Below are 26,315 nucleotides of genomic sequence, written 5' to 3'. Positions count from 1 at the left end.
GCGGCCGGGCCGCGCCGCACCTCCCGCCCGGAGGAGCGGCGCGGCCCGTCCGCGATCCGCGCGCCCGGCCGGCGGCCCGAGGGGCCACCGCACATGAGGAGTTGGGGAGACCGTGTCACCACCACCCGCCGCGGACCAGGGGCGCGCGGCACCGCACGACGAGCACCGGGTGATCGCGACCCGGGGGCTGACCAAGACCTATCGTGGCGACCGGCCCGCCGTCGACGGGCTGGACCTCGCCGTGCCGCGCGGCAGCGTCTTCGGCTTCCTCGGGCCCAACGGCTCCGGCAAGACCACCACCATCCGGATGCTGATGGGCCTGATCGAGCCGACCGCCGGCACCGCCCGGGTGCTCGGCCGGCCGATGCCGCGGGCGGTCCGCGAGGTGCTCCCCAGGGTCGGGGCGCTCATCGAGGGCCCCGCGCTCTACGGCTTCCTCAGCGGCCGGGACAACCTGCGGCGGTTCGACGCCGCCGACCCGGCCGCCGATCCCCGCACCCGCACCCGGCGGGTCGGCGAGGCGCTGGAGCGGGTGGGACTGTCCGCCGCGGCCGGCAAGAAGGCGCGCACCTACTCCCTCGGCATGAAGCAGCGCCTGGGGCTGGCCGCCGCCCTCCTCCAGCCCCGTGAGCTGCTGGTGCTGGACGAGCCGACCAACGGCCTGGACCCGCAGGGCATGCGGGAGATCCGCACCCTGGTGCGGGAGCTGGCGGCGGACGGCACCACCGTCTTCCTCTCCTCCCACCTCCTCGACGAGATCGAGCAGGTCTGCACGCACGCCGCGGTGATGGCCCGGGGCCGCCTGGTCACCCAGGGCCCGGTCGCCGGCCTCACCACCGCCGTCCTCGGCCCCGGCGGCCACGGCCGGCTGACGGTGACCACCCCCGATCCGGCCGACGCGGTCCGGGTCCTGAAGGAGCACGGACTGACCGGCCTGCGGGCCGACGGCGACCGGGTCACCGGCGAGCTGCCCGACACGCCGCCGGACGGCGCGCCCCCGCCGGACCCGGCGGAGCTGAACGCCGCACTGGTCCGCGCCGGCGTCCGGGTCCGGGCCTTCGGCACCGAACGGCCGTCCCTGGAGGACGTCTTCGTCCGACTCACCGGGGAGGGATTCGATGTCGCGGGCTGAGAGCCGGGCACCACAGACCGGGGCGGCACCACAGACCGGGGCGGCACCACAGGCCGGGGCGGCGCCGCGGGCGTTCCGGCCGCGCTGGTCGCCGGACCTGCTGCGCAGTGAGCTCGCCACCACCTTCCGGCGCTGGCGCACCCTGGTGCTGCTGGCGGTCCTGGCGGCGGTCCCCGTCCTGGTCGGTGTCGCCGTCCGGATCCAGGTCGGGCGGTCCGGCGGGGGCGGTGGCGACGGCCGGGGGCCGGCGTTCCTCGCCGAGATCGCCGGCAACGGCCTCTTCCTGGTCTTCACCGCCCTCGCGGTGACGCTGCCGGTGTTCCTGCCGATGGCGGTCGGGGTGATCGCGGGGGACGCCGTCGCCGGCGAGGCGCACACCGGGACGCTGCGCTACCTCCTCGTCGCCCCCGCCGGCCGCGGCCGCCTGCTGCGCGCCAAGTTCGCCACGGTCGTGGCGTTCTGCCTGGCGGGCACGCTGGTGGTGGCGCTGTCCGCGCTGGCCACCGGCGCGTTGCTGTTCCCGCTGGGCAAGGTGACGCTGCTGTCGGGGACGTCCATATCCCTCGGCGAGGGGCTGCTGCGGGCGCTGGCCGTGGCGGGCGTGGTGGCGCTCTCCCTCCTCGGGGTGGCGGCCCTCGGGCTGTTCGTCTCCACGCTCACCGACAGCGGCGTCGCCGCCATGGCCACGACGGTCGGCCTGGTGCTCACCGCCCAGATCCTGGACGGCATACCGCAGCTCCAGGCCATCGGGCCGTATCTCTTCCCGCACTACTGGCTGGCCTTCGCGGACCTGCTCCGCGACCCGGTCTACTGGGACGGGATCCAGCGGGACCTGGGCCTCCAGGCGCTCTACGCGGCGGTGTTCGGCTCGGCGGCCTGGGCGCGGTTCACCACCCGCGACATCACGGTGTGACGCGGTCGGGCGCCACCTTTGGGCCCGGCTCGGCCGACGGCGGGCCCGCGGCGGGGGCGACCCGTGCCGCCTCGGCCGCGGCCGTCTCGCGGGCCCGCGCCCCGGCGGCGGCCAGCGCGGTGCGCGCCCGCCGGGCGGTCCGCAGCGCGTCCCAGGTCAGCATCACCAGCGCCGCCCACACCAGGGCGAAGCCGGCCCAGCGCTCCGGCGGCATCTCCTCGCCGAAGACCGTCAGCCCCAGCAGGAACTGGAAGGTCGGCGCGAGGTACTGGAGCATCCCGATCGTGGTCAGCGGCAGCCGCATCGCGGAGGCGCCGAAGCAGATCAGCGGCACCGCGGTCGCGATGCCGCACGCCGAGAGCAGCAGCGCCTGCCCGGTCCCGCCGGTGACGAAGACGGATTCCCCGCGGACCCCGAGGAAGACCAGATAGCCCAGCGCCGGCAGTACCTGGAGGGCGGTCTCGGCGCTGAAGCCCTCGATGCCGTCGAGCTTGACGCCCTTCTTCACCAGCCCGTAGGTGGCGAACGACAGGGCCAGCCCGAGCGCGATCCACGGCATCCGGCCGTAGGCGACGGTCATCACCACGACGGCCAGGGTGCCGACGGCCACCGCGGCCCACTGCAGCGGCCGCAGCCGCTCGCGCAGCACCAGCACGCCGAACGCGATGCTCACCAGGGGGTTGATGAAGTACCCCAGTGAGGCTTCGAGCACGTGTCCGGCGTTGACCGCCCAGATGTAGAGGAACCAGTTCAGCGAGATCACCACGGCGCCGACCAGGACCAGCGCCAGCCGCTTGGGTTGCCGCAGCAGCGGGCGTATCCAGGACCAGCGGCGCAGCGCGGCCAGGATGATCAGCGCGACCGGCAGCGACCACATCATGCGGTGGGCCAGGATCTCGGACGGCGAGGCGGCGTCCAACAGGTGCCAGTACAGCGGCAGCAGGCCCCACATGGTGTAGGCGGCGAGCCCGTACGCGAGGCCGGCGCGTTGGTCGGTTCGAGACGGCAAGGGGTCCTCCTGGTCGCGCGGAGTCGATCCGGTCGCGCGGAGTCGATCCTGTGCAAGGTACCGCCGTCCGCGCCTCCTGTCATGTCCGTATGGCGTGACGGTCATGACAGGGGCGTGAAGTGCCGGGAACGGTGGGCGCGTCGGGCGGACGGCCGGCCCCGCCCGACGCGCCCACCGCCCGCTCAGACGCCGTCCGGAAGCTCCTTCAGCGCCTGCGCGATCGCCTCGGCGAGCGGGGTGGTCGGCCGCCCGATCAGCCGGGAGAGGTCGCCGGGGGTGGCCGCCAACTCCCCGCGGGCGATCCCGGCGTCCGCGTCGGCGACCAGCTCCGCGGCGGCCGCCGGCACCCCCGCCCCGGTCATCAGCGCCACGTACTGCTCCGCGGGCAGATCGCGGGAGGGGATCGCCCGGCCGGTCTGCCGGGACACCTCGGCCGCGTACTCGGCCATCGTCCAGGCGGTGTCCCCGCTCAGCTCGTACACCGCGTCGGTGTGCCCGGCCGGGTCCGGGCCGCCGCCGGTGAGCACCACGGCGGCCGCCTCGGCGTAGTCCCGGCGCGCCGCGCTGGCCACCCGGCCGCCGGCCGCGCTGCCGAGGACCGCGCCGGCCTTCAGGGTGGTGGCCAGCGCCCCCGTGTAGTTCTCGTGGTACCAGCCGTTGCGCAGCAGGCAGTACGGCACCCCGGAGGCCAGCAGGGCCTGTTCGGTGCCGACGTGCTCCTCGGCGATGGCGAAGGTGGCGGCCGGTCCGCCCAGCACGCTGGTGTAGGCGAGCAGCGCCACACCGGCTTCCCGGGCGGCGTCGACGACGGCCCGGTGCTGGGGCAGCCGCCGCCCGGCCTCGTTGCCGGAGATGAACAGCACCCGGTCGCCGGCCCCGAAGGCGCCCCGGAGCGTGTCGGGGCGGCTGTAGTCGGCGATGCGGACCTCGACGCCCCGGGCCGCGAGGTCCGCGGCCCGGCCCCGGTCGCGGGCGAGCGCGACGATGCCGTCCGGTGCGGTGCGCTCCAGGAGCGCTGCGATGACGAGTCGGCCGAGCGCGCCCGTGGCGCCGGTGACGACGATGCTCATGCCCTGTACCCCCTGGCGGTCTGCTGGATCGGTCCGGAAGGCCGCCAGCATGGCAGTCGCGTCCCGTTCGCAGAAGGGGCCGGACCGCGCCCGCTCCCGGGTCCCGGAAAACCCGAGCGGGTGCCCGCGGAGAACGCTGTGCGCTCCCCGCGGGCACCCGCGGAGGGTTCGGCCGGACCGCCGGCCCGGACCGGCTAGCCGACCACCGTCCAGGTGTCGTTGCCGGCCAGCAGGGCCGCCAGGTCGCCCTTGCCCTTCTGCTCGACGGCGGTGTCCAACTGCTCGGACATCAGCGTGTCGTAGACCGGCCGCTCGACGTTGCGCAGCACACCGATCGGGGTGTGGTGCAGGGTGTCGGGGTCGGCGAGCCGGGAGAGGGCGAACGCCGTGGTGGGGGAGGGGTTGTGGGCGTCGTGCACCAGGACCCCGTCGGTGCCCTCCTCGGTGACGTCGACGACCTTGAGGTCGCCGGTGGCCGCGTCGCGGACCACGCCCTTGGAGCCGAGGCCGTCCGGCGCCGGGGCGCCGAACCGGATCGGCTGCCCGTGCTCCAGCCGGATCACCGCTTCCTGGGCCTGCTCCTTGTCCTTGAGGGCCTCGAAGGCGCCGTCGTTGAAGATGTTGCAGTTCTGGTAGATCTCCACCAGTGCGGTGCCCGGGTGGGCGGCGGCCTCGCGCAGCACCGAGGTGAGGTGCTTGCGGTCGGAGTCGACGGTGCGGGCCACGAAGGTCGCCTCGGCGCCGAGCGCCAGCGAGACCGGGTTGAACGGCGCGTCGAGCGAGCCCATCGGCGTCGACTTGGTGATCTTGCCGACCTCGGAGGTGGGGCTGTACTGGCCCTTGGTCAGCCCGTAGATCCGGTTGTTGAACAGCAGGATCTTGAGGTTGACGTTCCGCCGCAGGGCGTGGATGAGGTGGTTGCCGCCGATGGACAGCGCGTCGCCGTCACCGGTGACCACCCAGACCGACAGGTCGCGGCGCGAGGACGCGAGCCCGGTGGCGATGGCCGGGGCGCGGCCGTGGATGGAGTGCATCCCGTAGGTGTTCATGTAGTACGGGAAGCGGGAGGAGCAGCCGATGCCGGAGACGAAGACGACGTTCTCCTTGGCGAGGCCCAGCTCCGGCATGAAGCCCTGGACGGCGGCGAGGACGGCGTAGTCGCCGCAGCCGGGGCACCAGCGCACTTCCTGGTCCGACTTGAAGTCCTTCATGGACTGCTTCGCCGTGGCCTTGGGCACCAGGGAGAGCGCCTCGATCTGAGCGGGCGGCTCCGAGACCGTGTCAGTCATTGATGGCCTCCTTAAGGACCTCCGCGAGCTGCTCCGCCTTGAACGGCATCCCGCTGACCTGGGTGTGCGAGCGCGCGTCGACGAGGTACCTGGCGCGCAGCAGGGTGGCGAGCTGGCCGAGGTTCATCTCCGGCACGATCACCGTGTCGTAACGCGCGAGGACCTCGCCCAGATTCCCCGGGAAGGGGTTGAGGTGCCGCAGGTGCGCCTGGGCGATGCGCTGCCCCGCGCCCCGGACCCGCCGGACCGCCGCGGTGATCGGCCCGTAGGTGGAACCCCAGCCCAGGACGAGGGTGCGCGCGCCCTCGCCGGTCTCGTCCGCCGGGTCGTCGACCTCGACGTCGGGGACGTCGATGCCGTCCACCTTCGCCTGGCGGGTGCGCACCATGAAGTCGTGGTTGGCGGGGTCGTAGGAGATGTTGCCGGTGCCGTCCTGCTTCTCGATGCCGCCGATGCGGTGCTCCAGGCCGGGCGTGCCGGGGACGGCCCACGGGCGGGCCAGGCTCTCCGGGTCGCGCTTGTACGGCCAGAACACCTCGGTGCCGTCCGCCAGCTCGTGGTTGGGGCCGGTGGCGAACTGCACCCGCAGGTCGGGGAGTTGGTCGACCTCGGGGATCCGCCAGGGCTCCGAGCCGTTGGCCAGGTAGCCGTCGGAGAGCAGGAAGACCGGGGTGCGGTAGGTGAGCGCGATCCGGGCCGCGTCCAGCGCCGCGTCGAAGCAGTCGGCGGGCGTCTTCGGCGCCACGATCGGCACCGGGGCCTCGCCGTTGCGGCCGTACATCGCCTGCAGCAGGTCGGCCTGCTCGGTCTTGGTGGGCAGACCGGTCGAGGGGCCGCCGCGCTGGATGTCGACGATCAGCAGCGGGAGTTCGAGGCTGACCGCGAGGCCGATGGTCTCCGACTTCAGCGCCACGCCGGGGCCCGAGGTGGTGGTCACGGCCAGCGAACCGCCGAACGCCGCGCCCAGCGCCGCGCCGATGCCGGCGATCTCGTCCTCCGCCTGGAACGTCCGCACGCCGAAGTTCTTGTGCCGGGACAGCTCGTGCAGGATGTCGGAGGCCGGGGTGATCGGGTACGAGCCGAGGTACAGCGGCAGATCGGCCTGGCGGGCGGCCGCGACCAGGCCGTAGGACAGCGCGAGGTTGCCGGAGATGTTGCGGTAGGTGCCGGTCGGGAACGCGGTGGTGGCCGGCGCGACCTCGTAGGACGTGGCGAAGTCCTCGGTGGTCTCGCCGAAGTTCCAGCCGGCCCGGAAGGCGGTGACGTTCGCCTCGGCGATGTTCGGCTTCTTCGCGAACTTGGCCCGCAGGAACTTCTCGGTGCCCTCGGTCGGCCGGTGGTACATCCACGACAGCAGGCCCAGCGCGAACATGTTCTTGCTGCGCTCGGCCTCCTTGCGGGAGAGCCCGAACTCCTTGAGCGCCTCGATGGTCAGCGTCGTCAGCGGCACCGGGTGGACGTGGTACGCCGACAGCGAGCCGTCCTCCAGCGGGTTGGTCTCGTAGCCGACCTTCGCCATCGGGCGCTTGGTGAACTCGTCGGTGTTGACGATGATCTCCGCGCCGCGCGGCACGTCGCCGATGTTCGCCTTCAGTGCGGCGGGGTTCATCGCCACCAGGACGTTCGGCGCGTCGCCGGGGGTGAGGATGTCGTGGTCGGCGAAGTGCAGCTGGAAGCTGGAGACGCCCGGGAGGGTTCCGGCGGGGGCCCGGATCTCGGCGGGGAAGTTCGGCAGCGTCGACAGGTCGTTGCCGAACGACGCCGTCTCGGACGTGAAACGGTCACCGGTGAGCTGCATTCCGTCACCGGAGTCGCCGGCGAACCGGATGATCACCCGGTCCAGGCGCCGGACTTCCTTGCCCGGGCCGCCGTCGCCCGACGTGCGCTGTTCCCCGACTAGCGCTCCGTCGGCCTGTTCGGCTGTGCTACTGACCTGGCTGGTCACTGCTTCGGACCTCCCTCAAGGGGTGCGGCATCCCCGCCGGACGCAGGGCGTAGGACGGGTCGTACCGACCGGTTGTCCCATAACCATCGTACTTGGGTAAGGGTGCCCTTCCCTGGCTCGGCCACATCGTGGACGCCAGGATGAGACACCGTTCTGGCATGGTTTGTCATCGAATCAATGCCCCCGTCACCCCTGTCTCCATGTCGCACCGGCTTCGTCCATTGGTGCTAGGGCCATGGTTCTAGGTCCCGCCCCTCGGCCGCTGGTGGATTCGTGCATCAGTGCTGCCCCGACAGGTTGTCAGGCGGTCAGGAGTTGAGGTAAGTGAGGACCGCCAGCACCCGACGGTGATCCCCGTCACTCGGCGTCAGGCCGAGCTTCAGGAAGATGTTGCTGACGTGCTTCTCGACCGCGCCGTCGCTGACCACCAGCTGCCGGGCGACCGCGGAGTTGGTCCGGCCCTCGGCCATCAGCCCCAGCACCTCGCGCTCCCGCGGCGTCAGATGCGCCAGCGCGTCCTGCTTGCGGCTGCGGCCCAGCAGCTGCGCCACCACCTCCGGGTCCAGCGCGGTGCCGCCGCGGGCCACCCGGACCACCGCGTCCACGAACTCCCGCACCTCGGCGACCCGGTCCTTGAGCAGGTAGCCGATGCCCCGGCTCGATCCGGCCAGCAGTTCGGTGGCGTACTGCTCCTCGACGTACTGCGACAGCACCAGCACCCCGACCTCGGGGTGGTCCCGGCGCAACCGGAGCGCGGCCCGCACGCCCTCATCGGTGTGGGTCGGCGGCATCCGCACGTCCGCCACCACCACGTCCGGCGGGGTGCCCGTGCCGGCCAGGTCGGCGACCGTCTTCACCAGCGCCTCGCCGTCCCCCACGCCCGCCACGACCTCGTGCCCGCGGTCGGTCAGCAACCGGGTCAGGCCCTCCCGCAGCAGCACCGAGTCCTCGGCGATGACCACCCGCACACTGTCCTCCACGTCCGCCACGATGACATTCCCCCCATATTCCACACGATCCAGCCTGACGTTCCCCAGCATTCCAGCATCCGGAACGGGGCGGGTGGGTGAGGGGGACCGCAGGGCGGGTGGGTGGGAGAGAGCTGTGCGGGTGGGTGGGAGAGAGCTGCGGGGGTGGGTGGGAGAGAGCTGTGCGGGTGGACGAGGGGGGGACGCCGGGCGGGTGGGGCCGGACCCCCGTCCCGACCCCACCCGTGATCGTCGCGGCCCGGCCCGGCGCCGGTCGTCGGTCAGCCGCGCCAGGGCAGCTCGGCGGTGACGGTGGTCGGGCCGCCGGCGGGGGAGTCCACGACGAGCAGGCCGTCGACGGAGTCCAGCCGCTCGGCGAGCCCGGCCAGTCCGCCGCCGGCCTCGGCGCCTGCGCCGCCCCGGCCGTCGTCGGACACCAGCAGCATCAGCCGGCCCGCCCGTCGCCCACCACCGCCCTTGTCCGAGGGCCCTGCGGGCCCGCACCCCTCGTCGTGCCAGACGTCCACCGTCGCGTGGTCCGCCGCGCTGTGCTTGGCGACGTTCTGGAGCAGTTCCGAGACGGTGAAGTAGGCGATGCCCTCGATGGCCGGGGCAGGGCGGCGGGCCAGGTCCACCTGGACGGTGACCGGCACCGTGCAGCGTCCGGCCAGTGCGGACAGCGCCGGGCCCAGGCCGCGGTCGGTGAGGATCGCCGGGTGGATGCCGCGGGCGAGGTCCCGCAGCTCCTGGAGCGCGATCTTCACCTCGCCGTGCGCCTCGTCCACCATCCGCGCCACGCTCTCGTCGATCCGGCCCTCCGCCAGCTTCTCCTTGGCCAGGCCGAGGTCCATCGCCAGCGCCACCAGCCGGGCCTGCGCCCCGTCGTGCAGGTCCCGCTCGATGCGCCGCAGGTCGGCGGCGGCGGTGTCGACCACCGCGCCGCGGTCCGACTCCAGCTCGATGACCCGGGTGGCCAGCGGCGACGGCCCCAGCAGCCCGCGCACCAGCAGCCGGTCCACCTGCGTCAGCCCGCGGAACACCCACGGCCCGGCCAGCACCATCAGCAGCCCGAACACGCCGGACACCACGGCCGTCACCGTCGGGCTCACATAGAGGGCGGTGCCCCCGTCCCCCCACAGCTGGATGCCGGGCAGGGAGGCGTACGGGCGGACCAGCCAGTACCAGAACGGGAAGCTGAGCAGCGCCCAGCCCACCGACCAGAACGTCACCGCGAAGACGAAGGCGAACAGCGCCCACGGGAAGTGCAGGAACGCGTAGAGCAGGTGCCGCCAGGACGCCCCGCTCTTGAGTACCGCCCCGACCCACGCCACCAGGCCGGGCTTCGAGGGGCGCAGCGGCTCCGGGGCGGCCACGTCCAGCCGGAGCAGCGCCCGCGCCCGGGCCCGCTCCAGGGCGCCCAGCCCCCGGCTGCCGACCAGCCCGCCGGCCAGTACCGGGATGCCCAGGAACGTGATCAGCAGTCCGGCGCTCAGCGAGACCAGGGCGACCGCGTAGGCGAACATCACGCAGGCCACCGGCAGGCTCAGGCAGAGGTGGAGGAACTCCCGCCAGGTGCGACCCGAGAAGGGGGCGCGCAGGCCCGCGGGCACCCGGTGGCCGCCGGGCCGCGCGGGGTGGGCGGGGTACGCGGAATGCGCGGAGTACGCGGTGTCCATGTCTCGTTGTCCGTCCGTTCTGACGTGGCGTCCGGTGCCGGGTCCGTCGGTGAGGTCTTCGGCGGGTCTGTCGGTGGTTCCGTCGGTGGGTCCGCCGGTGGTTCCGTCGGTGGTTCCCGTGGCGATCCGGGTGGGTTCCGGCCGGCCCCGGCCGGCTCCGTCCAGGGTCGGCGATCGGTGCCGTCCGGGCCATGTGGCTGCTCGCAGTCTTCCGCCGGGGGTTATCCCCACCACTCGCCCCCGGCGCCCGGCCCGCGGCGCGCTCGGCGCCGCGCCCGCTACGCGCCCTCGGGCCCGCCTACGGTCGCGGCCGCCACGGCACCTCGGCCGTGACCCGGGTCGGCCCGCCCACCGGCGAATCCAGCACGAACAGCCCGTCCACCGCGCCCAGTCGGTCCGCCAGCCCGGCGATCCCGCTGCCGCCGTCGAGCCGCGCCCCGCCCTTCCCGTCGTCCTGCACCTGGAGCAGCAGCCGGTCCCGGGACCGCCACACCTCGACCGTCGCCTGCCGCGCCGCGCTGTGCTTGGAGACGTTCTGGAGCAGTTCGGAGACGGTGAAGTAGACGATCCCCTCGATGGCCGGCGCGGGCCGCTCGGCCAGGTCCACGGAGCTGGTGACCGGCACCGTGCAGCGTCCGGCCAGCGACGCCAGCGCCGGGCCCAGGCCGCGGTCGGTGAGGATCGCCGGGTGGATGCCGCGGGCGAGGTCCCGCAGCTCCTGGAGTGCCAGCTTCACCTCGCCGTGCGCCTCGCTCACCATCCGTGCCACGCTGTCGTCGGCCTGCCCCTCCGCAAGCTTCTCCTTGGCCAGGCCGAGGCCCATGGCGAGGGCCACCAGCCGGGCCTGCGCGCCGTCGTGCAGATCCCGTTCGATCCGCCGCAGGTCGGCGGCCGCGGTGTCGGTGACCACCATCCGGTCCGACTCCAGCTCGGCGATCCGCCGCTCCAGCTCGTCGGAGGGCGACAGCAGCCCCTGCACCATCGCCCGGTCCACGTTGGACAGCCAGCGGGCCAACCACGGCAGCACCGGCCAGCCCACGAGCAGCGCGGTGAGGACCACCGCGAAGGTGAGGACGGACCACGGCAGCCGGATGACCGCGAACAGCGCGTGCCGCCAGGCCACCGGGTCCTTCAGGCGCGCCCACAGCCATCCGAAGAACCCGCGCTCCCGGGGCCGCGGCGGGCTCGGTTCGGCCACCGTCACCCCGAGCCAGGCCCGCGCCCGGGCCCGTTCCAGCTTTCCGTAGAACCGGCAGGCCGTCAGGCCCGTGGCCAGCAGCGGCAGTCCGACGACCGTGATGGAGAGCCCGAGCCCCAGCACCAGCCACACCACCAGCACCACGAACGCCGCGACGCCCAGCGGGAGGTTGGCCAGCAGATAGCCGATCTCCCGCCAGGTCCAGCCGTCGAGCGGCGGCCGCGGCGGTGGGAGCGCCACCCCGTCGGGGGCGTCGGTGTCGGCAGCGAGCTGGGAACTTTCCGTCATACACCCCAGCTTGCCGGGCTCCGCACCGCTCTGCCATGGGGTTCGTCGGGTGGTGGGCGGGGGGTTTGCCCCACCCCCCGCCCGCGCGGACCGAATTGGCGCGGGACGCTGTGGACAGGGCGCGGCGCCGGGCCCGTATGGTGTTGCGGTGCAGAACGGCCGCGTGGACATGACGAGTGCGACGACGGGTGCGGACGCGGGCCCCGGACCGCGCGGCGGCAGCGGCCGGAACACGGCCCCGGCGGCGCCCACCGCGGCGCCCGATCCCCAGGACACCGGCGGCCCGCGCTGGGACGACCGCAGCCGCGACCGGACCGCGGTGACCGCGAGCGGACTGCTCGCCGCCGTCGCCGGAATCTGCGCCGCCACCTGGTACGGCCCCGGTGCCGCCCTGTGGACGGGCGTCGCGGCCGTACTGGCCGCGGGCGGCGGTGCGGCGCTCACCACGTCGCCCGGACGACGGGTCGCCGGCACCGCCCTGCTGCTCGCCGGCGGCACCCTCGGCGTCCTCGCCGCCTGGCAGGCGGCCCCCGGCGGCGCCGCCCGGCTCGCCGCCACCGGACTCGCCGCCGCGGCCGCCCTGGCCCTGCTCGGCCTGCGCACCGGCCTGGGGCGCGGGGGCCTCACCGGCGCGGCCGCGGTCGCCTCGGCGGTGGGCGTCTGGGAGCTGCTGCTGGCGCTGACCGACCCGGTCCGCACCGGCGTCACGCTCGGTTTCCTCTCCGTGCTGGCCCTGGGCGCGCTGCCCTGGCTGGCCCTGCGCGCGGCCGGACTGACCGGGCTGGACGACCGGCACTCGGGCGGCACCCCGGTCAGCCGCCACCGGGTGGCCGCCGCGCTGGCCGCCACTCACCGGGGGCTGGCCCCGGCCACCGTGGCGATGGCGGCCTCGGCCGGCGCGGCCGGTGTCCTGGCGGCGGGCGAGCCCGGGCTCTGGACGGTGCTCACCGCCCTGCTGCTCGCCGTCGTCCTGTTCTCCCGGGCCCGCGCCTACCCCCTGGCCGTGGAGGTGGTCGCCCTGCTCGCCGCCGGAACGGCCGTCTGCGTACGGCTGGTTCTGCTCTGCGCGACGGACGGCGGGGCGCCGGGGCCCGCGCTGGCCGTATTGGGCCTGCTGGCCGTCCTCCCGGTGGCGGCGCTCGCGGTCCGGCTGCCGGAACCGCTGCGGAACCGGCTGCGGCGCTGGCTGGACCTGGTGGAGTCGGTGAGCATGGTGGCGCTGATCCCCGCGGCCCTCGGCGCGTTCGGGCTCTACGGGCTGCTGCTGGGCGGGTCCTGACGGAGACGGTGCGGACGGGGACGGTCCGGAAGAGCCGGAAGAGCCGGTAGAGCCGGTAGAGCCGGTAGAAGGGGAGGGCCGATGCCGCCGGGGAAGCTGGGGCCGACGGGGACATCCTGTGAAGACGCGTGGCCGCTGGAACGTTCCGGTCGGCCCGGGGAGTTCGGAGCGCGGGGGCGCAATGCCGGGGAGGAGGTGAGGACCGGGTGACGACGGAGAGCGCGGCGCAGCCGACGGCCGCGGCGGGTATGCCGGGTGCGGCCAGTGCGACCAGTGCGACCAGTGCAACCAGTGCGGTGAGTGCGGAAGGTGTGGGCGGTCCGGGGGTGGATGCGGTGAATGCGGTGAACGGCGGCGCGACGGGCGGCGCTGGCGGTGCTGTCGGTTCGAGTGGTGCGGCGGTGGCCGGTGGTGCGCCGGGCGCGCTGCCCGCCGCGGTGCCGATGCCACCGGCCGCGCCGGCGCCCGCCCCGACCCGCCCGATGCCCGCGGTGGCCGAGCCGTCCCCGTTCGACCCGGCCCCTGCCCGGGTACCGGCCCCCGCCCCGACGCCTGTGCCCGCACCGATGCCTGCGCCCGCGCCCGCGGCCGCCCCCACAGCCCTGGCCGTCCCGGCTGCCCCCACGTACCCGGCCACCCCTCCGGCCCGTACAGCCGCACCAGCCGCACCAGCCGCACCAGCCGCTCCGATCCCACCAGCCCCTCAGGCAGCGCCAACCCCCCAGGCCATGCCAACCCCCCAAGCTCCTCAGGCCCCCTCAGTTCCCCCCGCCGCTCCGGCCCCGCCCACCCCGGGCCCCACCTCGGGCCCCGCCCCGGCCGCCGGCCCCGTGCCACCGGCTGCCGCGCCCCCCGCCCAGCCGGCCCCCGCCCCCGGGCGCTACGGACATGCCGGGCTGCCCGCGCGGACGCCTGTCTCCGTACCGCTGCTGCCGCCCGAGCTGGCCGACGGGCAGCCCCGGCCGCGCCGCGGCGACCCGCTGGCGCGGCGCGCGGGCCGGGCCCTGCGCCGGGTGTTCGCGTCCTCGCCCGCCGCCGAGACGGCCGCCGTCACCCAGGCCGCGTACGCCATCCAGCAGCCGGTCTCCAGCGGCCGGCAGATCGCGGTGTCCAGCATTCGCGGCGGTGCGGGCAAGTCCACCGTCGCCGCCCTGCTCGCGCTGACCTTCGCGCACTACCGCTCCGACCCGGTCCTCGCCGTCGAGGCCGACCCGGCGCTGGGCACACTCCCGCACCGGCTCGGCGCCCGCGAGGTCCGCTGGTCGGGCAGCGACCTCGCGCAGATCCTCGACCCGTCGATGCTGATCACCGACCTGACCGGCTACCTCCTCCCGTTCTCCGGCGGCGGCTGGTTGCTGCCCGGCAGCCAGGGCGCCATCGGCACCCGGCTGGACATCGACACCTACCGGGTGGTGATGACCTCGCTGCGCCGCCACTTCGCCGCCACGGTGGTGGACTGCGAGACGCTGCCCGCCGAAGTGGCCCGTACCGCGCTGGTGACGACCCAGGCCCGGGTCCTGGTCACCCCGGCGACCCCGGAGGGCGTGGCCGCCACCCGTTCCGTACTGGACTGGATCGGCGGGCTGCACCCCGGCCTGCTGCCGACCACGGTCGTGGTCCTCACCCACTCCTCACCGGACAGCGGCGTCGACGTCCGCAAGGCCGCCGCGCATCTGGGCGCCGGCGGCGCGGCGGTGCTGCCACTGCCCTACGACCGCCATCTGGCGGCGGGCGGCGCCATCCGCAGCGAGTTGCTGGGCGCCCGAACGCGGGAGGCGGCGGCGCGGATCGCGGCCGAGGTCATGGACCGCGCGGTCTCCCGCGACGGGTCCCGGCGCCGCCCGCCGCACCAGGAGCCCCCGCAGCCGTCCTCCCAGGGGACGCCCCGAGCGGAGCGACCGGCTCCGGCCCCCGTGTCCCGGCCGCCGGCCCCGGCACCCCGACCGCACCCGGCGCCGGGCCCGCAGGGCTACCCCCAGCCCCAGGCCCCCACCGGCCCCCCACTTCCCCCTCAGCCCCAGCCACACCCCCAATCCCAGCCACACCCCCAATCCCAGATGCACCCCCAGCCGCCGCTGCCGCCCACCGACCCCCGGAACCCGTACGGCGGCGGCACCCCGCGCTGACGAGACGCCGTCCCGAGCCCGGGGCCCGAGCCCCGGCCGGGGACGCGCCACCCGCTTTTCTCCCCCGATCCCGCCAACCGGACGGCCGCCGTCCGGTCTGTGAGACATCTCGTGAGACGACCGGACCGGCCGTCTACGCTGCCGGCCACCCAGGTAGGGCGAAGTGGGGACAACCCCGCCATCCGCGATCATGCGGCTGCTCACCCCGGCCGGGGCAGGGCCTAGACTCCCGTCCGTAGAGATCGTGTAAAAGTCGTTTCAAGAAGCGCAGTCAGGGAGCGAGGGGCGGACGTGCCGGACGCGACCGTACGCACCACCGTCGCCGCGGACTATTTCCAGGGCTATTCGGCCGTCGGGATCATCGCCGTGGTCGGAGTGCTGTTCGTCGCCGTGGCCTTCGGGGCCGGGCGGCTGCTGCGGCCTGTCGTGCCCACGCCCGAGAAGCTGCTGACCTACGAGTGCGGCGTGGACCCGGTCGGCGAGGGCTGGGCGCACACCCAGATCCGCTACTACGTCTACGCGTTCCTCTACGTCATCTTCGCCGTCGACTCGATCTTCCTCTTCCCCTGGGCGACGGTCTTCGCCGCACCGGGATTCGGCGGGGTCACACTGGTGGAGATGTTCATCTTCCTCGGCTTCCTCGCCATCGGCCTCCTCTACGCGTACAAGAAGGGCGTCCTGGAATGGACGTGACCCCCGCCTCCGCCGGCTCCGAGGCCGCGCCCCGGAGCGCCGCCCCCGAGTACCTGCCGGAGCCGCGGCGCCTCGGCGCGCTGGCCCGGCTCGCGCCCGAACCCATGAAGGTGGTCCTGAACTGGGGCCGCCGCTACAGCCTGTGGGTCTTCAACTTCGGCCTGGCCTGCTGCGCCATCGAGTTCATCGCCGCGTCCATGGCCCGGCACGACTTCATCCGGCTCGGCGTGATCCCGTTCGCGCCCGGCCCGCGCCAGGCCGACCTGATGGTCGTCTCCGGCACCGTCACCGACAAGATGGCACCCGCGGTCAAGCGGCTCTACGAGCAGATGCCCGAGCCGAAGTACGTCATCTCCTTCGGTGCCTGCTCCAACTGCGGCGGCCCCTACTGGGACTCGTACGCGGTCACCAAGGGCGTCGACCAGATCATCCCGGTGGACGTCTACGTCCCCGGCTGCCCGCCCCGCCCGGAGGCGCTGCTCCAGGGCATCCTCAAGCTCCAGGAGAAGATCGCCCGCGAGTCGCTCGCCGAGCGCTACCGGCATGCCGCCCGGCCGTCCGCCGCGGCCCTCCGCAGCGGCCTGGTGACCCCGCCGGCCGCCCCGGGGCCCGACGTGTCCGGGACCGCGGGGGAGGGTTCCTGATGACCGAGCAGCCTCAGCAGCCCGAACAGTCCGAGCAGCGGCCGGAGGAACCGACCGCCGCGGCGGCCGCCGAGCCGCTCGTCGGCTGGCTGCCGCGTGCCGCCGGCGAACTCTTCGGCGCCGGCGCCACCGCGGAGCTGGCGTACGACCTGCTGACCGTCGACGTCCCGGCGGACGCCTGGCTCACCGCGCTGACCACCGCCCGCGACGACCTCGGCTGCACCTACTTCGACTGGCTGAGCGCCGTCGACGAGCCCGGCACCGGCTTCCGGGTCTGCGCCCACCTCGCCGACGTGGCGCGCCCCGGCACCGTCCGCCGGCTGATCGTCCGGACCACCGTGCCGCACGACGCGCCCGTACTGCCCACCGCCGTGGGTGTGTTCGCGGGCGCCGGCTGGCACGAGCGGGAGACCCACGAGATGTTCGGCGTGGACTTCACCGGCCACCCGCACCTGGTGCCGCTGCTCCTGCCGGACACCTTCGAGGGCCATCCGCTGCGCAAGGACTTCGTCCTGGCGGCCCGGGTCGCGAAGGCGTGGCCCGGCGCCAAGGAACCGGGGGAGTCCGAGCACGGCGGGCCCAAGCGGCGGCAGATGCTGCCCCCGGGCGTGCCCGACCCCAACGAGTGGGGCCCGCTCAAGGGCCAGCTGCCGCCCGCCCCGGCGCGCCCGGCCCGCGGTGCGCGGGCGGCGGGTGCCACCGGCGAGCGCCCGGCCCGGCGGACCCGGACCGCGAGCGCGGGCTCGGCGAGCCAGCAGGCGGCGGATGCCGAGGCGCCCGCCGGCACCCCGGCCGAGCGTCCGGCCCGCGCCGCGCGCCCGGACCGGCCCGCCCGCCGCACCCGCTCGGCGAGCGAGGGCTCGGCCAGCCAGCAGCCGGCCGCCACCGAGGACGCCGCGCCCAAGGCCACTACACCTGAAGACACCGCGCCCGAGGCCGCCGCGCCCGAGGCCGCCGCGCCCAAGGACACGGCGCCCCCGCGCTCCGCCGACGCGCCCTGGCACCACGCCCGCCCGGCCTTCGACGCACCGGAAACGGCGCCCGAGCCCGGACCGTCCGCCGCACCGGCCGACGAGCCGAAGCCGAAGCCGAAGCCCGAAGCAGAAGAGGCCCCGACCCCGACCCCGGAGTCCACCCCGCAACCGTCCGACGAACCGTCCGACGGCCCCGACGCCCGGCCCGACGCCCGACCCGAAGGAGGCGACACCCCATGAGCGACACCCTCGCCCTGGTGCTGCGCCTGCTCGCCGTCTTCGTCGTGTTCCTGGTGTTCCCGCTGGTCATCGGCCAGACCGAGCACAAGGTCATGGCCCACATGCAGGGCCGCCTCGGCCCCATGTACGCCGGTGGCTTCCACGGCTGGGCGCAGCTGGTCGCCGACGGTGTGAAGTTCGTGCAGAAGGAGGACGTGGTCCCGGCCGGCGCCGACCGGCGGATCTTCCAACTCGCGCCCGCGGTCGCGCTGCTGCCGTACCTCCTGGTCATGGTCGCCATACCGGTCGGGCCGCACAACGCCGTCGGGCAGGCCCTCGACGCCGGTGTCTTCTACGTGCTGGCCGTGATGGGCGTCGGCGTGCTCGGCTCCCTGATGGCGGGCTGGGCCTCGGCCAACAAGTTCTCCCTGCTCGGCGGCGTGCGCACGGCCGCGCAGCTGCTCGCCTACGAACTGCCGATGCTGCTGACCGCCGCGTCGGTGGCGATGGCCGCCGGCACCCTCTCGCTGCCCGGCATCCTCGACGCCTTCCACTGGTGGTGGGTGCCGTGGCAGCTCGTCGGCGGCGTGGTGTTCTTCGTCGCCGGGCTCGCCGAGCTCCAGCGGCCGCCGTTCGACATGCCGGTCGCCGACTCGGAGATCATCTTCGGCGCGTACACCGAGTACACCGGACTGCGCTTCGCGCTCTTCCTGCTCGCCGAGTACGCCGGCATCGTCGTGCTCAGCGCCCTGACCACGGTCCTCTTCCTGGGCGGCTGGCACGGCCCGTTCGGCGCCGACGGCCTGGGCTGGGTGTGGACGCTGGTGAAGACCGTGGCGCTCTGCTTCGTCGTCATCTGGCTGCGGGTCACCTACCCGCGGCTGCGCGAGGACCAGCTGCAGAAGCTCGCCTGGACGGTCCTGATCCCGCTCGCGCTCGCCCAGATCGCCCTCACCGGCGTAGTCAAGGTGGTGATCTCCTAGATGGGTATTCCCGGTTCCGGTCTGGCCAAGGGCCTGGCCGTCACCCTCCGCACGATGACGCGGAAGTCCGTCACCGCGCAGTACCCGGACGTCCAGCCCGAGCTCCCGCCGCGCACCCGCGGCGTCATCGGGCTGTTCGAGGAGAACTGCACGGTCTGCATGCTGTGCGCCCGTGAGTGCCCCGACTGGTGCATCTACATCGACTCCCACAAGGAGACGGTGCCGCCGGCCGCCCCTGGGGGCCGCGAACGCAGCCGCAACGTACTGGACCGCTTCGCGATCGACTTCGCGCTGTGCATGTACTGCGGGATCTGCATCGAGGTCTGCCCCTTCGACGCGCTGTTCTGGTCGCCGGAGTTCGAGTACGCCGAGACCGACATCCGCGACCTGACCCACGAGCGCGACACGTTGCGCGAGTGGATGTGGACGGTGCCCGAGCCGCCCGCGCTGGACCCGGCGGCCGAGGAGCCCAAGGAGATCGCCGCCGCCCGCAAGGCCGCGGACAAGCTCGCCGCCCAGCAGGCCGCCGCGGCAGCGGAGCCGCCGCCCGCCGACAACGCCACCGACACCACCCAGGAGGGAACGTGACGCTCGCCGCCGCAAGCCACGGCTTCCTCTCGCCCACCGGCGTCGAGATCGCCTTCGTCCTCGTCGGCATCGCCACCCTCGGCGCGGCGCTGATGACCGTCACCTCCCGGCAGCTGGTGCACGCCGCGCTGTGGCTGGTGGTCGCCCTCGGCGGGGTCGCCGTGGCGTACCTCCTGCTCACCGCCGAGTTCATCGCCTGGGTGCAGGTGCTGATCTACGTCGGTTCGGTGGTCGTGCTGCTGCTCTTCGGGCTGATGCTCACCAAGGCGCCCATCGGCCCGTCCCCGGACGCCGACTCGGGCAACCGCTGGGCCGCGCTCACGGTGGCCGGCGCCTCGGCCGCGGCCCTGGTCTGGGTCGTCGTCGACGCCTTCCGCGCCACCTGGATCGACCTCGACGGGACCGCACAGGGCTCCGCCGAGGTCTCCGGGCGCAGCCTGTTCCGCTTCTGGGTGCTGCCCTTCGAGGCGCTCTCCGTCCTGCTGCTCGCCGCGCTCGTCGGCGCGATCGTGCTGTCCCGCCGGGGCGGCGACGCCAAGGGCGCCGCCGAGACCTCGGCCCCCACCGCGGGGGAGGAGCGGCACTGATGCATCTCGCGTACCCGGCGGTCCTGGCCGTCCTCCTCTTCTGCACCGGCCTGTACGGCGTGCTCGCCCGCCGCAACGCGATCCTGGTGCTGATGTCCGTCGAGCTGATGCTCAACGCCGTCAACCTCAACCTCGTCGCCTTCGACGTCTGGCTGCGCGACACCCTGCACGCCGGCCAGGCGCTCACCCTCTTCACCATCGCCGTCGCGGCCGCCGAGATCGGCATCGGACTGGCGATCGTGCTGCTCGTCTACCGCAACCGCGGCAGCTCCGACATCGACCGGCTCCGCGACCTCGCCGAACGGCCGGCCGGCCCCGACGGCGCGGACGGGCCGCGGCAGCCGCAGCCGGACACCGGGGCGGAGGCCACCGCGTGACTCTCACGACCACCGCCGTACTCGTTCCCCTCCTGCCCTTCCTCGGGGCCGTCACCGGCCTCCTCCTGGGGCGCTCGCCCGTCTCCCGCCACCGCCCCGACGAGCTTCGCCCTGTTTTCCATGCGCCCGGTTTCGTCCGGCCGCTGGCGGTGCTGCCGACGCTCGCCGCGGCGGTGCTTACCGTCGCCGTCGCCGTCGGCCAGGGCGGCGGCCCGGCCACCGACGTCGCCACCCGGCTCACCCCGACCGGCTCGCTCCCCATCGACCTGGCGCTCCACATCGACGGCTTCGCCGCGCTGATCGCCGTCCTCGTCGGCGTCGTGGCGACCTGCGTGCAGATCTACTCCACGGCGTATCTGCGCGACGACCCGCGCTACCCGTCCTACGCCGCGCTGGTCTCGCTCTTCACCTCCGCGATGCTGCTGGTCGTCTACACCGGCGACCTGATGGTGCTGCTGGTCGGCTGGGAAGTCATGGGCATCTGCTCGTACTTCCTCGTCGGCCACTACTGGGAGACCGAGGCCGCCCGCGCCGCCTCCCTCAAGGCGTTCCTCGTCACCAAGCTCGGCGACGTCCCCTTCCTCTTCGGCATCTTCGCGCTGGCCGCCGACACCGGGACCTTCCGGATCACCGGCATCCTCGGCCACGTCGCCCGCGACGGCCTGCACCACCCGACGCTGATCGCGCTGCTGCTGCTGGCCGGCGTCGCGGGCAAGTCCGCGCAGTTCCCGCTGCACACCTGGCTCCCGGACGCGATGGCCGGCCCGACCCCGGTCTCGGCGCTCATCCACGCCGCGACGATGGTCGCCGCCGGTGTGTACGTCGTCGCCCGCCTCCTCCCGGTCTTCGCCGCCTCCGCGGCGGCGCTGGTGGTGCTCGCCGTGCTGGCCGCGGTGACCATGGTCGGCTCCGGCCTGGCCGCGCTCGCCCAGGACGACATCAAGCGCGTGCTGGCCTATTCGACCGTCGGCCAACTCGGCTACATGACCGGTGCGCTGGCCGTCGGCGACCGCGGCGCCGCCGTCTTCCACCTCCTGTCGCACGGTGCGTTCAAGGCCCTCCTCTTCCTCGGCGCGGGCGTGGTCATCCACGCCGCGGGCACCAACTCGCTCGCCGCCATGTCCCGGATGGGCGGCCTGTCCCGCCGCATCCCGGACGCCGCCTGGACGCTGGCCGTCGCCCTGCTCGCGCTCGCCGCGATCCCACCGTTCGCCGGCTTCTTCTCCAAGGAAGCCGTCCTGGGCGCCGCCGAGCACGCCGCCACCGGCCACGCGGCCGGCATCCCCGGCGCCGCCGGCTGGACCGTCCTGGTCTCCGGTCTGCTCACCGCCCTCCTGACCGCCGCCTACGCCACCCGGCTGTGGCTGCTGACGTTCTGCGGGACCGGCCCCGAGGCACCCGACCACGGCCCGCAGCCGCGAGCGATGACCGCCGTGCTGTGGGTGCTCTTCATCCCCACCGTCGGCTTCGGCCTGACCGCCCCCTTCCTGCCCGCCTGGTTCGACGGGCGCTCGCTCACCCCGACCCTCACCACCTCCGTGCTGGGCACCGGTGTCGCCCTCGTCGGCGGCCTGATCACCTACGCCGCCTGGCGCCACACCAGCGCCCTCGCCACCCGCACCCCGCTCGGCGCCGTCGCCGTGGCGGAGGACGCCACCCCCGCGCTCGCCGAGGAACTGGCCATCGTCACCCACCCCCCGGCCTACGGCGACGCCGCCGGCGCCCCGGACCCGGCCGACCCCGGCCGGCTCCTGCTCGGCCCGCTGCACCGCCACGCGGCCGCCGGCTTCCACCTCGACGCGGTCTACTCCGCGCTGTTCGTCCGACCCACCCGCGCGGCCGCGACCCTGGTCCGCTTCCTGGACCGCGCGGTCGTCGACACCTACGTCAGCGGCGCCGGCACCGCCCCCCGCTGGCTGGGCGCCGCGGTCCGCCGCGCCCAGACCGGGAACGTGCAGACCTACCTCGGGGCGCTGCTGGCCGGCGCGCTCGTACTGGTCATCGCCGCCGTCCTCGTCGCCACGGGCACGGGAGCCTGACCGTGCCGCCATCCCCCGCGGGCCGACCCCCGCACCCCCAGTCGACAGTCCTCGTGGCCTGCCTCGCCGGAGCCGAAACCCTGAGGAGGGCCTGACCCGTGAACCACACCGCCCTGCAGATCCTCCTCGCGGGCTCCGTCGTCCTCCCGCTCGTCGGCGCGCTCGCCGCACTGCTGCCGGCCCCGCCCGGCCTGAAGGGGAAGAACCCCGACCAGGCCGTGCTGCGCCACGGCGTGACCGTCACCGGCGTGGTGCTCGCCGCGACGATCGCGCTGGCCGTCGGCTTCGACCACGGTCACCCGGCGCGTATGCAGGCCACCACCGACCTCAGCTGGATCCCGGCGCTCGGCATCCGCATCCACCTCGGCGTCGACGGCATCTCGCTCCCCCTCCTGGTCCTGACCGCCCTGCTGACCTTCCTCTGCGCCCTCTACAGCTACTTCAACATGCCAACGGGCCCGTCACCCAAGGCATTCGTGGCGCTGATCCTCGTCCTGGAATCCGGCACCCTCGCGACCTTCGCCGTCCTGGACCTGATGCTCTTCTTCCTCGCGTTCGAGATGGTCCTCATCCCGATGTACTTCCTCATCGCCCGCTGGGGCGGTGCCCGGCGCCAAGCGGCCGCCTGGAAGTTCATCCTCTACACGCTGCTCGGCTCCGTCGTCATGCTGCTCGGCCTCCTCCTCATCGGGCTGAAATCCGGCACTTTCGACATGGTCGCACTCGCCACTGACAACGGCCCGAAAGCCCAGCTCAGCCACACCGTCCAGGTCATCGCGGTGCTCGCCGTCGGCATCGGACTGGCCGTCAAGTCCCCGATGTGGCCGCTGCACAGCTGGCTGCCCGACGCGCACACCGCCGCCCCCACCGCCGGCTCGGTGCTGCTGGCCGGCGTCCTGCTGAAGATGGGCACCTACGGCTTCGTCCGGATCGCGCTGCCGATCACCCCCGACGGCATGCACACCTTCGCGCCGTACCTCGCCGCGCTCGCCGCCGTCGGCATCGTCTACGGCTCGCTGGCCTGCCTCGCCCTGGTCCGCACCGGCGCCAAGGGCGACCTCAAGCGCCTGATCGCCTACAGCTCCGTCGGCCACATGGGCTTCGTCCTGCTCGGCATCGCCAGCATGACCCCCACCGGCGTCAACGGCGCGCTGTTCGCCAACGTCGCGCACGGCCTGATCACCGGCCTGCTCTTCTTCCTCGTCGGCGGCCTCAAGGACCGGCTGGGCAGCACCGACCTGGACACCCTGGCGGGCACCACCGGCGCCGCCCTCTACGGCCGCGCGCCGCGCTTCGGCGGCCTGCTGGCCTTCGGCGCCGTGGCCTCCCTGGGCCTGCCCGGACTGGCCGGCTTCTGGGGCGAGATGCTGGCGATGTTCGGCGCGTTCCACCCGGCCGCCGGCCTGAGCCGCCCCGCGTTCCTGACGTTCATGGCGCTGGCCGGCCTCGGCACCCTGCTGACCGCCGCGTACCTGCTGCTGGTCGTCCGCCGGATCTGCATGGGCGGCACCCTGAAGGCCCCGGCGTCCCCGACGGAAGCCGGCGGGCCGGCCACCGCCCCCGCCCTCCCCGACCTCGCGCGCTACGAATACGCGGCCTGGAGCCCCCTCGCCGTCCTCACCGTCCTCGCCGGACTGTGGCCCGCGGCCCTCCTCGGCCTCACGAACCCGGCCGTCCAGCAGCTCCTCGGAGGCGGTAAGTGATGAGTCAGGTCACCTCGCTGGTCCAGTCCGTCGACTGGCTCGCCATCGCCCCGCCCACCCTCACCGCGGCCGTCGCCCTGGTGGTGCTGGTCGCCGACCTCTTCCTGCCCGCCGCCCGGAAGCCGCTGCTGGGCTGGCTCGCGACCGCCGGCCTGGCCGCCTCCGCGCTCCTGCTGCTGCCCCTCCTGGACGGCGGCCGCCGCACCTTCTGCCTCACCGGCCACCCCGACACCTGCAGCTACGTGGCCGACCACTTCACCCTGATCGTCCAGTTCCTGGTGCTGGGCGGCGCCCTGCTGACCGCGCTGCTCTCCATCGACACCATCAAGGACCACGACCTGCCCGCGGGGGAGTACTGGTTCCTGCTGCTCTCCTCGGCCGCCGGCGCCGCCCTCCTGCCCGCCTCCCGGGACCTGGCCACCCTGGTCATCGCCCTGGAGGTCGCCTCGCTGCCGGCCTTCGCCCTGGTCGGGCTGCGCCGCGGCGACCGGCTCTCCTCCGAGGCGGCGCTGAAGTTCTTCCTCTCCTCGGTGGCCGCCACCGCCGTGATGCTGCTCGGCGTGAGCTTCGTCTACGCGGCCACCGGGAGCCTCCACCTCTCCCGGGTGGCGCACGCCCTGTCCGCCCTCCCGGACCCCCGCCTGGCCACCCTGGCCGGCGCCGGCGTCGCGCTCACCCTCGTCGGCTTCGCCTTCAAGACCGCCGCCGCCCCGTTCCACTTCTGGGTGCCGGACACCTACGTCGGCGCGCCGCTGCCGATCGCCGCGTACCTCTCCGTGGTCGGCAAGGCCGTCGGCTTCTCCGGCCTGATCCTCGTCACCGTCCAGGGTTTCCCCGCGTACGCGGACGTCTGGGGCCCGGCGCTGGCCGTGCTCGCCGCGCTGACCATGACCGTCGGCAACGCCGCCGCGCTCCGCCAGGACCCGGCCCGCACCCACAGCGCGGTCCGCCTGCTCGCCTGGTCCTCCGTCGGCCAGGCCGGCTACCTGCTGGTCCCGATCGCCGCCGCCGGCTACGCCCACGACCCCGCGCACGCCGTCGGCGCGACCGTCGCCTACGCCCTGATGTACGCCGCGGTGAACCTCGGGGCCTTCGCCGTCGCCGCCCTGGTGGCCCGCACCCGCCCCGCCAACCGCCTCGCCGACTACCAGGGCCTCTACCACCGCCGCCCCCTGGTGGCGCTCGCCCTCGGCTTCTTCCTGCTGTGCCTGGCGGGCCTCCCGCCGGGCATCATCGGGCTGTTCGCCAAGGTGACGGTCTTCTCGGCCGCGGTCGACGCCGGACTGGGCTGGCTCGCCGTCGTCATGGCCGTGAACGTCGTGATCGCGCTCTACTACTACCTCCAGTGGACCGCGCTCCTCTTCCGGCCCGCGAAGGCCCCGGCCGGCGAGCCCGCCGGGCAGCCCCGCGCCCCGATCCCGGCGGCGCTGTCCACCGCCCTGGCCCTCGCCGCCCTCGTGGGTGTCGTCCTCTCCGGCGCCCCCCAGCTGGTGCTCCGCTTCGCCGCCGGCGCCCTCCTCTAGGGCCGGCGGCTCCCGCCGTAGGGCCGCCCGGCACCCCCGCCCGGCCCTGCGGTCCCCCGGTCACCCCGCCGGCCGCACCCCACCCCGCCCCCACCAGGCACGGCCTGGGGAACCACCCCTGCTCATCTCGCGTTGACCAGTGAGTAAGGGTCCACTGGAGAGTGGAGAAACGAAGCAAAGGGTTCCCCTGCCGCACCACTTGGAGGGCGTACCGTGCACCGCCGGCACAACGGGCTCAGGACCGCCGTACTCCTCGGGGGACTGTCCGCACTCATCATCGTCATCGGCAGCTTCTTCGGCCGTACGGGCCTGATCGTCGCGGTCCTGATCGCCGTGGGCACCAACGCCTACGCGTACTGGAACAGCGACAAACTCGCCCTGCGCGCGATGCGGGCCCGCCCGGTCAGCGAGTTCGAGGCGCCCCAGCTCTACCGCATGGTCCGCGAACTCTCGACCGCGGCCCGCCAGCCCATGCCCCGCCTGTACATCTCCCCGACCCAGGCGCCCAACGCCTTCGCCACCGGCCGCAACCCCCGCAACGCCGCCGTCTGCTGCACCGACGGCATCCTCCAGATCCTCGACGAGCGCGAGCTCCGCGGCGTCATCGGCCACGAGCTCAGCCACGTCTACAACCGCGACATCCTCATCTCCTCCGTCGCCGGCGCACTGGCCTCGGTCGTGATGTTCCTGGTCAACTTCGCCTGGCTGATCCCCATAGGCCGCTCCGACGAAGATGACGAGGGCCCCGGCATCGTCGGCACGCTGCTGATCATGATTCTCGGCCCGATCGCGGCCTCGCTGATCCAGCTCGCCGTCAGCCGCTCCCGCGAGTACCAGGCCGACGCCTCCGGCGCCCGGCTCACCGGCGATCCGCTCGCCCTGGCCTCCGCCCTCCGCAAACTGGAGCTCGGCACCCAGCAGCTCCCGCTGCCGCCGGAGCCCCGCCTGGAGACCGCCGGCCACATGATGATCGCCAACCCGTTCCGCCCCGGCGAGGGCCTCTCCCGGCTCTTCTCCACCCACCCGCCGATGCCCGAGCGCATCGCCCGCCTGGAACAGATGGCCGGCCACCACCGCCCCTGAGACCGGCCG

General features: G+C 74.1%; 22 protein-coding genes. 15 read left to right on the top strand and 7 right to left on the bottom strand.

Annotated features, from left to right (window positions below; genetic code table 11):
* Positions 1-112: 112 nt before the first annotated feature.
* The gene (locus tag CG747_RS27190) at positions 113-1,132 is read left to right on the top strand and encodes an ABC transporter ATP-binding protein (RefSeq protein WP_100604465.1); all 1,020 of its coding nucleotides are present in this window, start codon (positions 113-115) and stop codon (positions 1,130-1,132) included.
* The gene (locus tag CG747_RS27185) at positions 1,119-2,045 is read left to right on the top strand and encodes an ABC transporter permease (RefSeq protein WP_100604464.1); all 927 of its coding nucleotides are present in this window, start codon (positions 1,119-1,121) and stop codon (positions 2,043-2,045) included. Before CG747_RS27190 ends, CG747_RS27185 begins: the two co-directional genes overlap by 14 nt.
* On the opposite strand, the gene rarD is transcribed toward CG747_RS27185, so the two are convergent.
* The 7 genes from rarD to CG747_RS27150 form a co-directional block, all read right to left on the bottom strand.
* Positions 2,035-3,054 (bottom strand): EamA family transporter RarD, encoded by a 1,020-nt coding sequence (gene rarD / locus CG747_RS27180; protein WP_100604463.1) that lies wholly within the window; start codon positions 3,052-3,054, stop codon positions 2,035-2,037. The two genes, CG747_RS27185 and rarD, sit on opposite strands and share 11 nt — an antisense overlap.
* 182 nt (positions 3,055-3,236) lie before the next feature.
* Entirely contained in the window at positions 3,237-4,124 is an 888-nt protein-coding gene (locus CG747_RS27175; RefSeq protein ID WP_100604551.1) for an SDR family oxidoreductase, read from the bottom strand.
* Positions 4,125-4,318: 194 nt separating this feature from the next.
* Entirely contained in the window at positions 4,319-5,413 is a 1,095-nt protein-coding gene (locus CG747_RS27170; RefSeq protein ID WP_100604462.1) for a 2-oxoacid:ferredoxin oxidoreductase subunit beta, read from the bottom strand.
* Positions 5,406-7,358 carry a 2-oxoacid:acceptor oxidoreductase subunit alpha gene (locus CG747_RS27165; protein WP_100604461.1) on the bottom strand — a complete coding sequence of 651 codons (1,953 nt, stop codon included), beginning with the start codon at positions 7,356-7,358 and terminating at the stop codon, positions 5,406-5,408. The genes CG747_RS27170 and CG747_RS27165 overlap by 8 nt, the downstream gene beginning before the upstream one ends.
* A 308-nt stretch (positions 7,359-7,666) precedes the next feature.
* On the bottom strand, positions 7,667-8,326 hold the full coding sequence (locus CG747_RS27160; RefSeq protein WP_257980786.1) for a response regulator transcription factor: 660 nt from the start codon (positions 8,324-8,326) through the stop codon (positions 7,667-7,669).
* A 281-nt stretch (positions 8,327-8,607) separates the two neighbouring features.
* A complete protein-coding gene (locus CG747_RS27155) occupies positions 8,608-10,002 on the bottom strand; it encodes a sensor histidine kinase (protein ID WP_100604460.1) in 1,395 nt (464 codons plus the stop codon).
* 298 nt (positions 10,003-10,300) lie between these two features.
* The gene (locus CG747_RS27150; RefSeq protein WP_100604459.1) at positions 10,301-11,488 is read right to left on the bottom strand and encodes a sensor histidine kinase; all 1,188 of its coding nucleotides are present in this window, start codon (positions 11,486-11,488) and stop codon (positions 10,301-10,303) included.
* A 148-nt stretch (positions 11,489-11,636) separates the two neighbouring features.
* Here CG747_RS27150 and CG747_RS27145 point away from each other — a divergent pair, with 148 nt between their 5' ends.
* From CG747_RS27145 to htpX, 13 genes are all read left to right on the top strand, one after another.
* The gene (locus CG747_RS27145; RefSeq protein WP_100604458.1) at positions 11,637-12,767 is read left to right on the top strand and encodes a secretion protein snm4; all 1,131 of its coding nucleotides are present in this window, start codon (positions 11,637-11,639) and stop codon (positions 12,765-12,767) included.
* A gap of 830 nt (positions 12,768-13,597) precedes the next feature.
* Complete coding sequence (locus CG747_RS50750; protein ID WP_308303804.1) at positions 13,598-14,893, top strand: hypothetical protein; 1,296 nt, start codon at positions 13,598-13,600, stop codon at positions 14,891-14,893.
* A 291-nt stretch (positions 14,894-15,184) separates the two neighbouring features.
* Positions 15,185-15,586 (top strand): NADH-quinone oxidoreductase subunit A, encoded by a 402-nt coding sequence (locus CG747_RS27135; protein WP_100604457.1) that lies wholly within the window; start codon positions 15,185-15,187, stop codon positions 15,584-15,586.
* Positions 15,577-16,230 carry an NADH-quinone oxidoreductase subunit B gene (locus CG747_RS27130; protein ID WP_100604456.1) on the top strand — a complete coding sequence of 218 codons (654 nt, stop codon included), beginning with the start codon at positions 15,577-15,579 and terminating at the stop codon, positions 16,228-16,230. Before CG747_RS27135 ends, CG747_RS27130 begins: the two co-directional genes overlap by 10 nt.
* Positions 16,230-17,444, top strand: coding sequence for an NADH-quinone oxidoreductase subunit C (locus CG747_RS27125; RefSeq protein ID WP_100604455.1), 1,215 nt, complete (start codon positions 16,230-16,232; stop codon positions 17,442-17,444). The genes CG747_RS27130 and CG747_RS27125 overlap by 1 nt, the downstream gene beginning before the upstream one ends.
* Entirely contained in the window at positions 17,441-18,406 is a 966-nt protein-coding gene (nuoH, locus tag CG747_RS27120; RefSeq protein ID WP_100604454.1) for an NADH-quinone oxidoreductase subunit NuoH, read from the top strand. Before CG747_RS27125 ends, nuoH begins: the two co-directional genes overlap by 4 nt.
* On the top strand, positions 18,407-18,994 hold the full coding sequence (locus CG747_RS27115; protein WP_100604453.1) for an NADH-quinone oxidoreductase subunit I: 588 nt from the start codon (positions 18,407-18,409) through the stop codon (positions 18,992-18,994).
* On the top strand, positions 18,991-19,581 hold the full coding sequence (locus CG747_RS27110; RefSeq protein WP_100604452.1) for an NADH-quinone oxidoreductase subunit J: 591 nt from the start codon (positions 18,991-18,993) through the stop codon (positions 19,579-19,581). The genes CG747_RS27115 and CG747_RS27110 overlap by 4 nt, the downstream gene beginning before the upstream one ends.
* The gene (gene nuoK, locus CG747_RS27105; RefSeq protein WP_100604451.1) at positions 19,581-19,958 is read left to right on the top strand and encodes an NADH-quinone oxidoreductase subunit NuoK; all 378 of its coding nucleotides are present in this window, start codon (positions 19,581-19,583) and stop codon (positions 19,956-19,958) included. Before CG747_RS27110 ends, nuoK begins: the two co-directional genes overlap by 1 nt.
* Positions 19,955-21,997: an NADH-quinone oxidoreductase subunit L gene (locus CG747_RS27100; protein ID WP_100604450.1), complete on the top strand. Its 2,043-nt coding sequence runs from the start codon at positions 19,955-19,957 to the stop codon at positions 21,995-21,997. The genes nuoK and CG747_RS27100 overlap by 4 nt, the downstream gene beginning before the upstream one ends.
* Before the next feature lie 113 nt (positions 21,998-22,110).
* Positions 22,111-23,700 (top strand): NuoM family protein, encoded by a 1,590-nt coding sequence (locus CG747_RS27095; RefSeq protein ID WP_100604548.1) that lies wholly within the window; start codon positions 22,111-22,113, stop codon positions 23,698-23,700.
* A complete protein-coding gene (locus tag CG747_RS27090) occupies positions 23,700-25,223 on the top strand; it encodes an NADH-quinone oxidoreductase subunit N (protein WP_100604449.1) in 1,524 nt (507 codons plus the stop codon). Before CG747_RS27095 ends, CG747_RS27090 begins: the two co-directional genes overlap by 1 nt.
* 213 nt (positions 25,224-25,436) lie before the next feature.
* Positions 25,437-26,306, top strand: a complete 870-nt coding sequence (htpX, locus tag CG747_RS27085; RefSeq protein ID WP_100604448.1) for a zinc metalloprotease HtpX — start codon at positions 25,437-25,439, stop codon at positions 26,304-26,306.
* Positions 26,307-26,315: the final 9 nt, after the last annotated feature.

Source organism: Streptomyces sp. CB02959 (assembly GCF_002803155.1).
Classification (GTDB): Bacteria; Actinomycetota; Actinomycetes; order Streptomycetales; family Streptomycetaceae; genus Streptomyces.
This window is presented reverse-complemented; position numbering and strand designations above follow the sequence as displayed.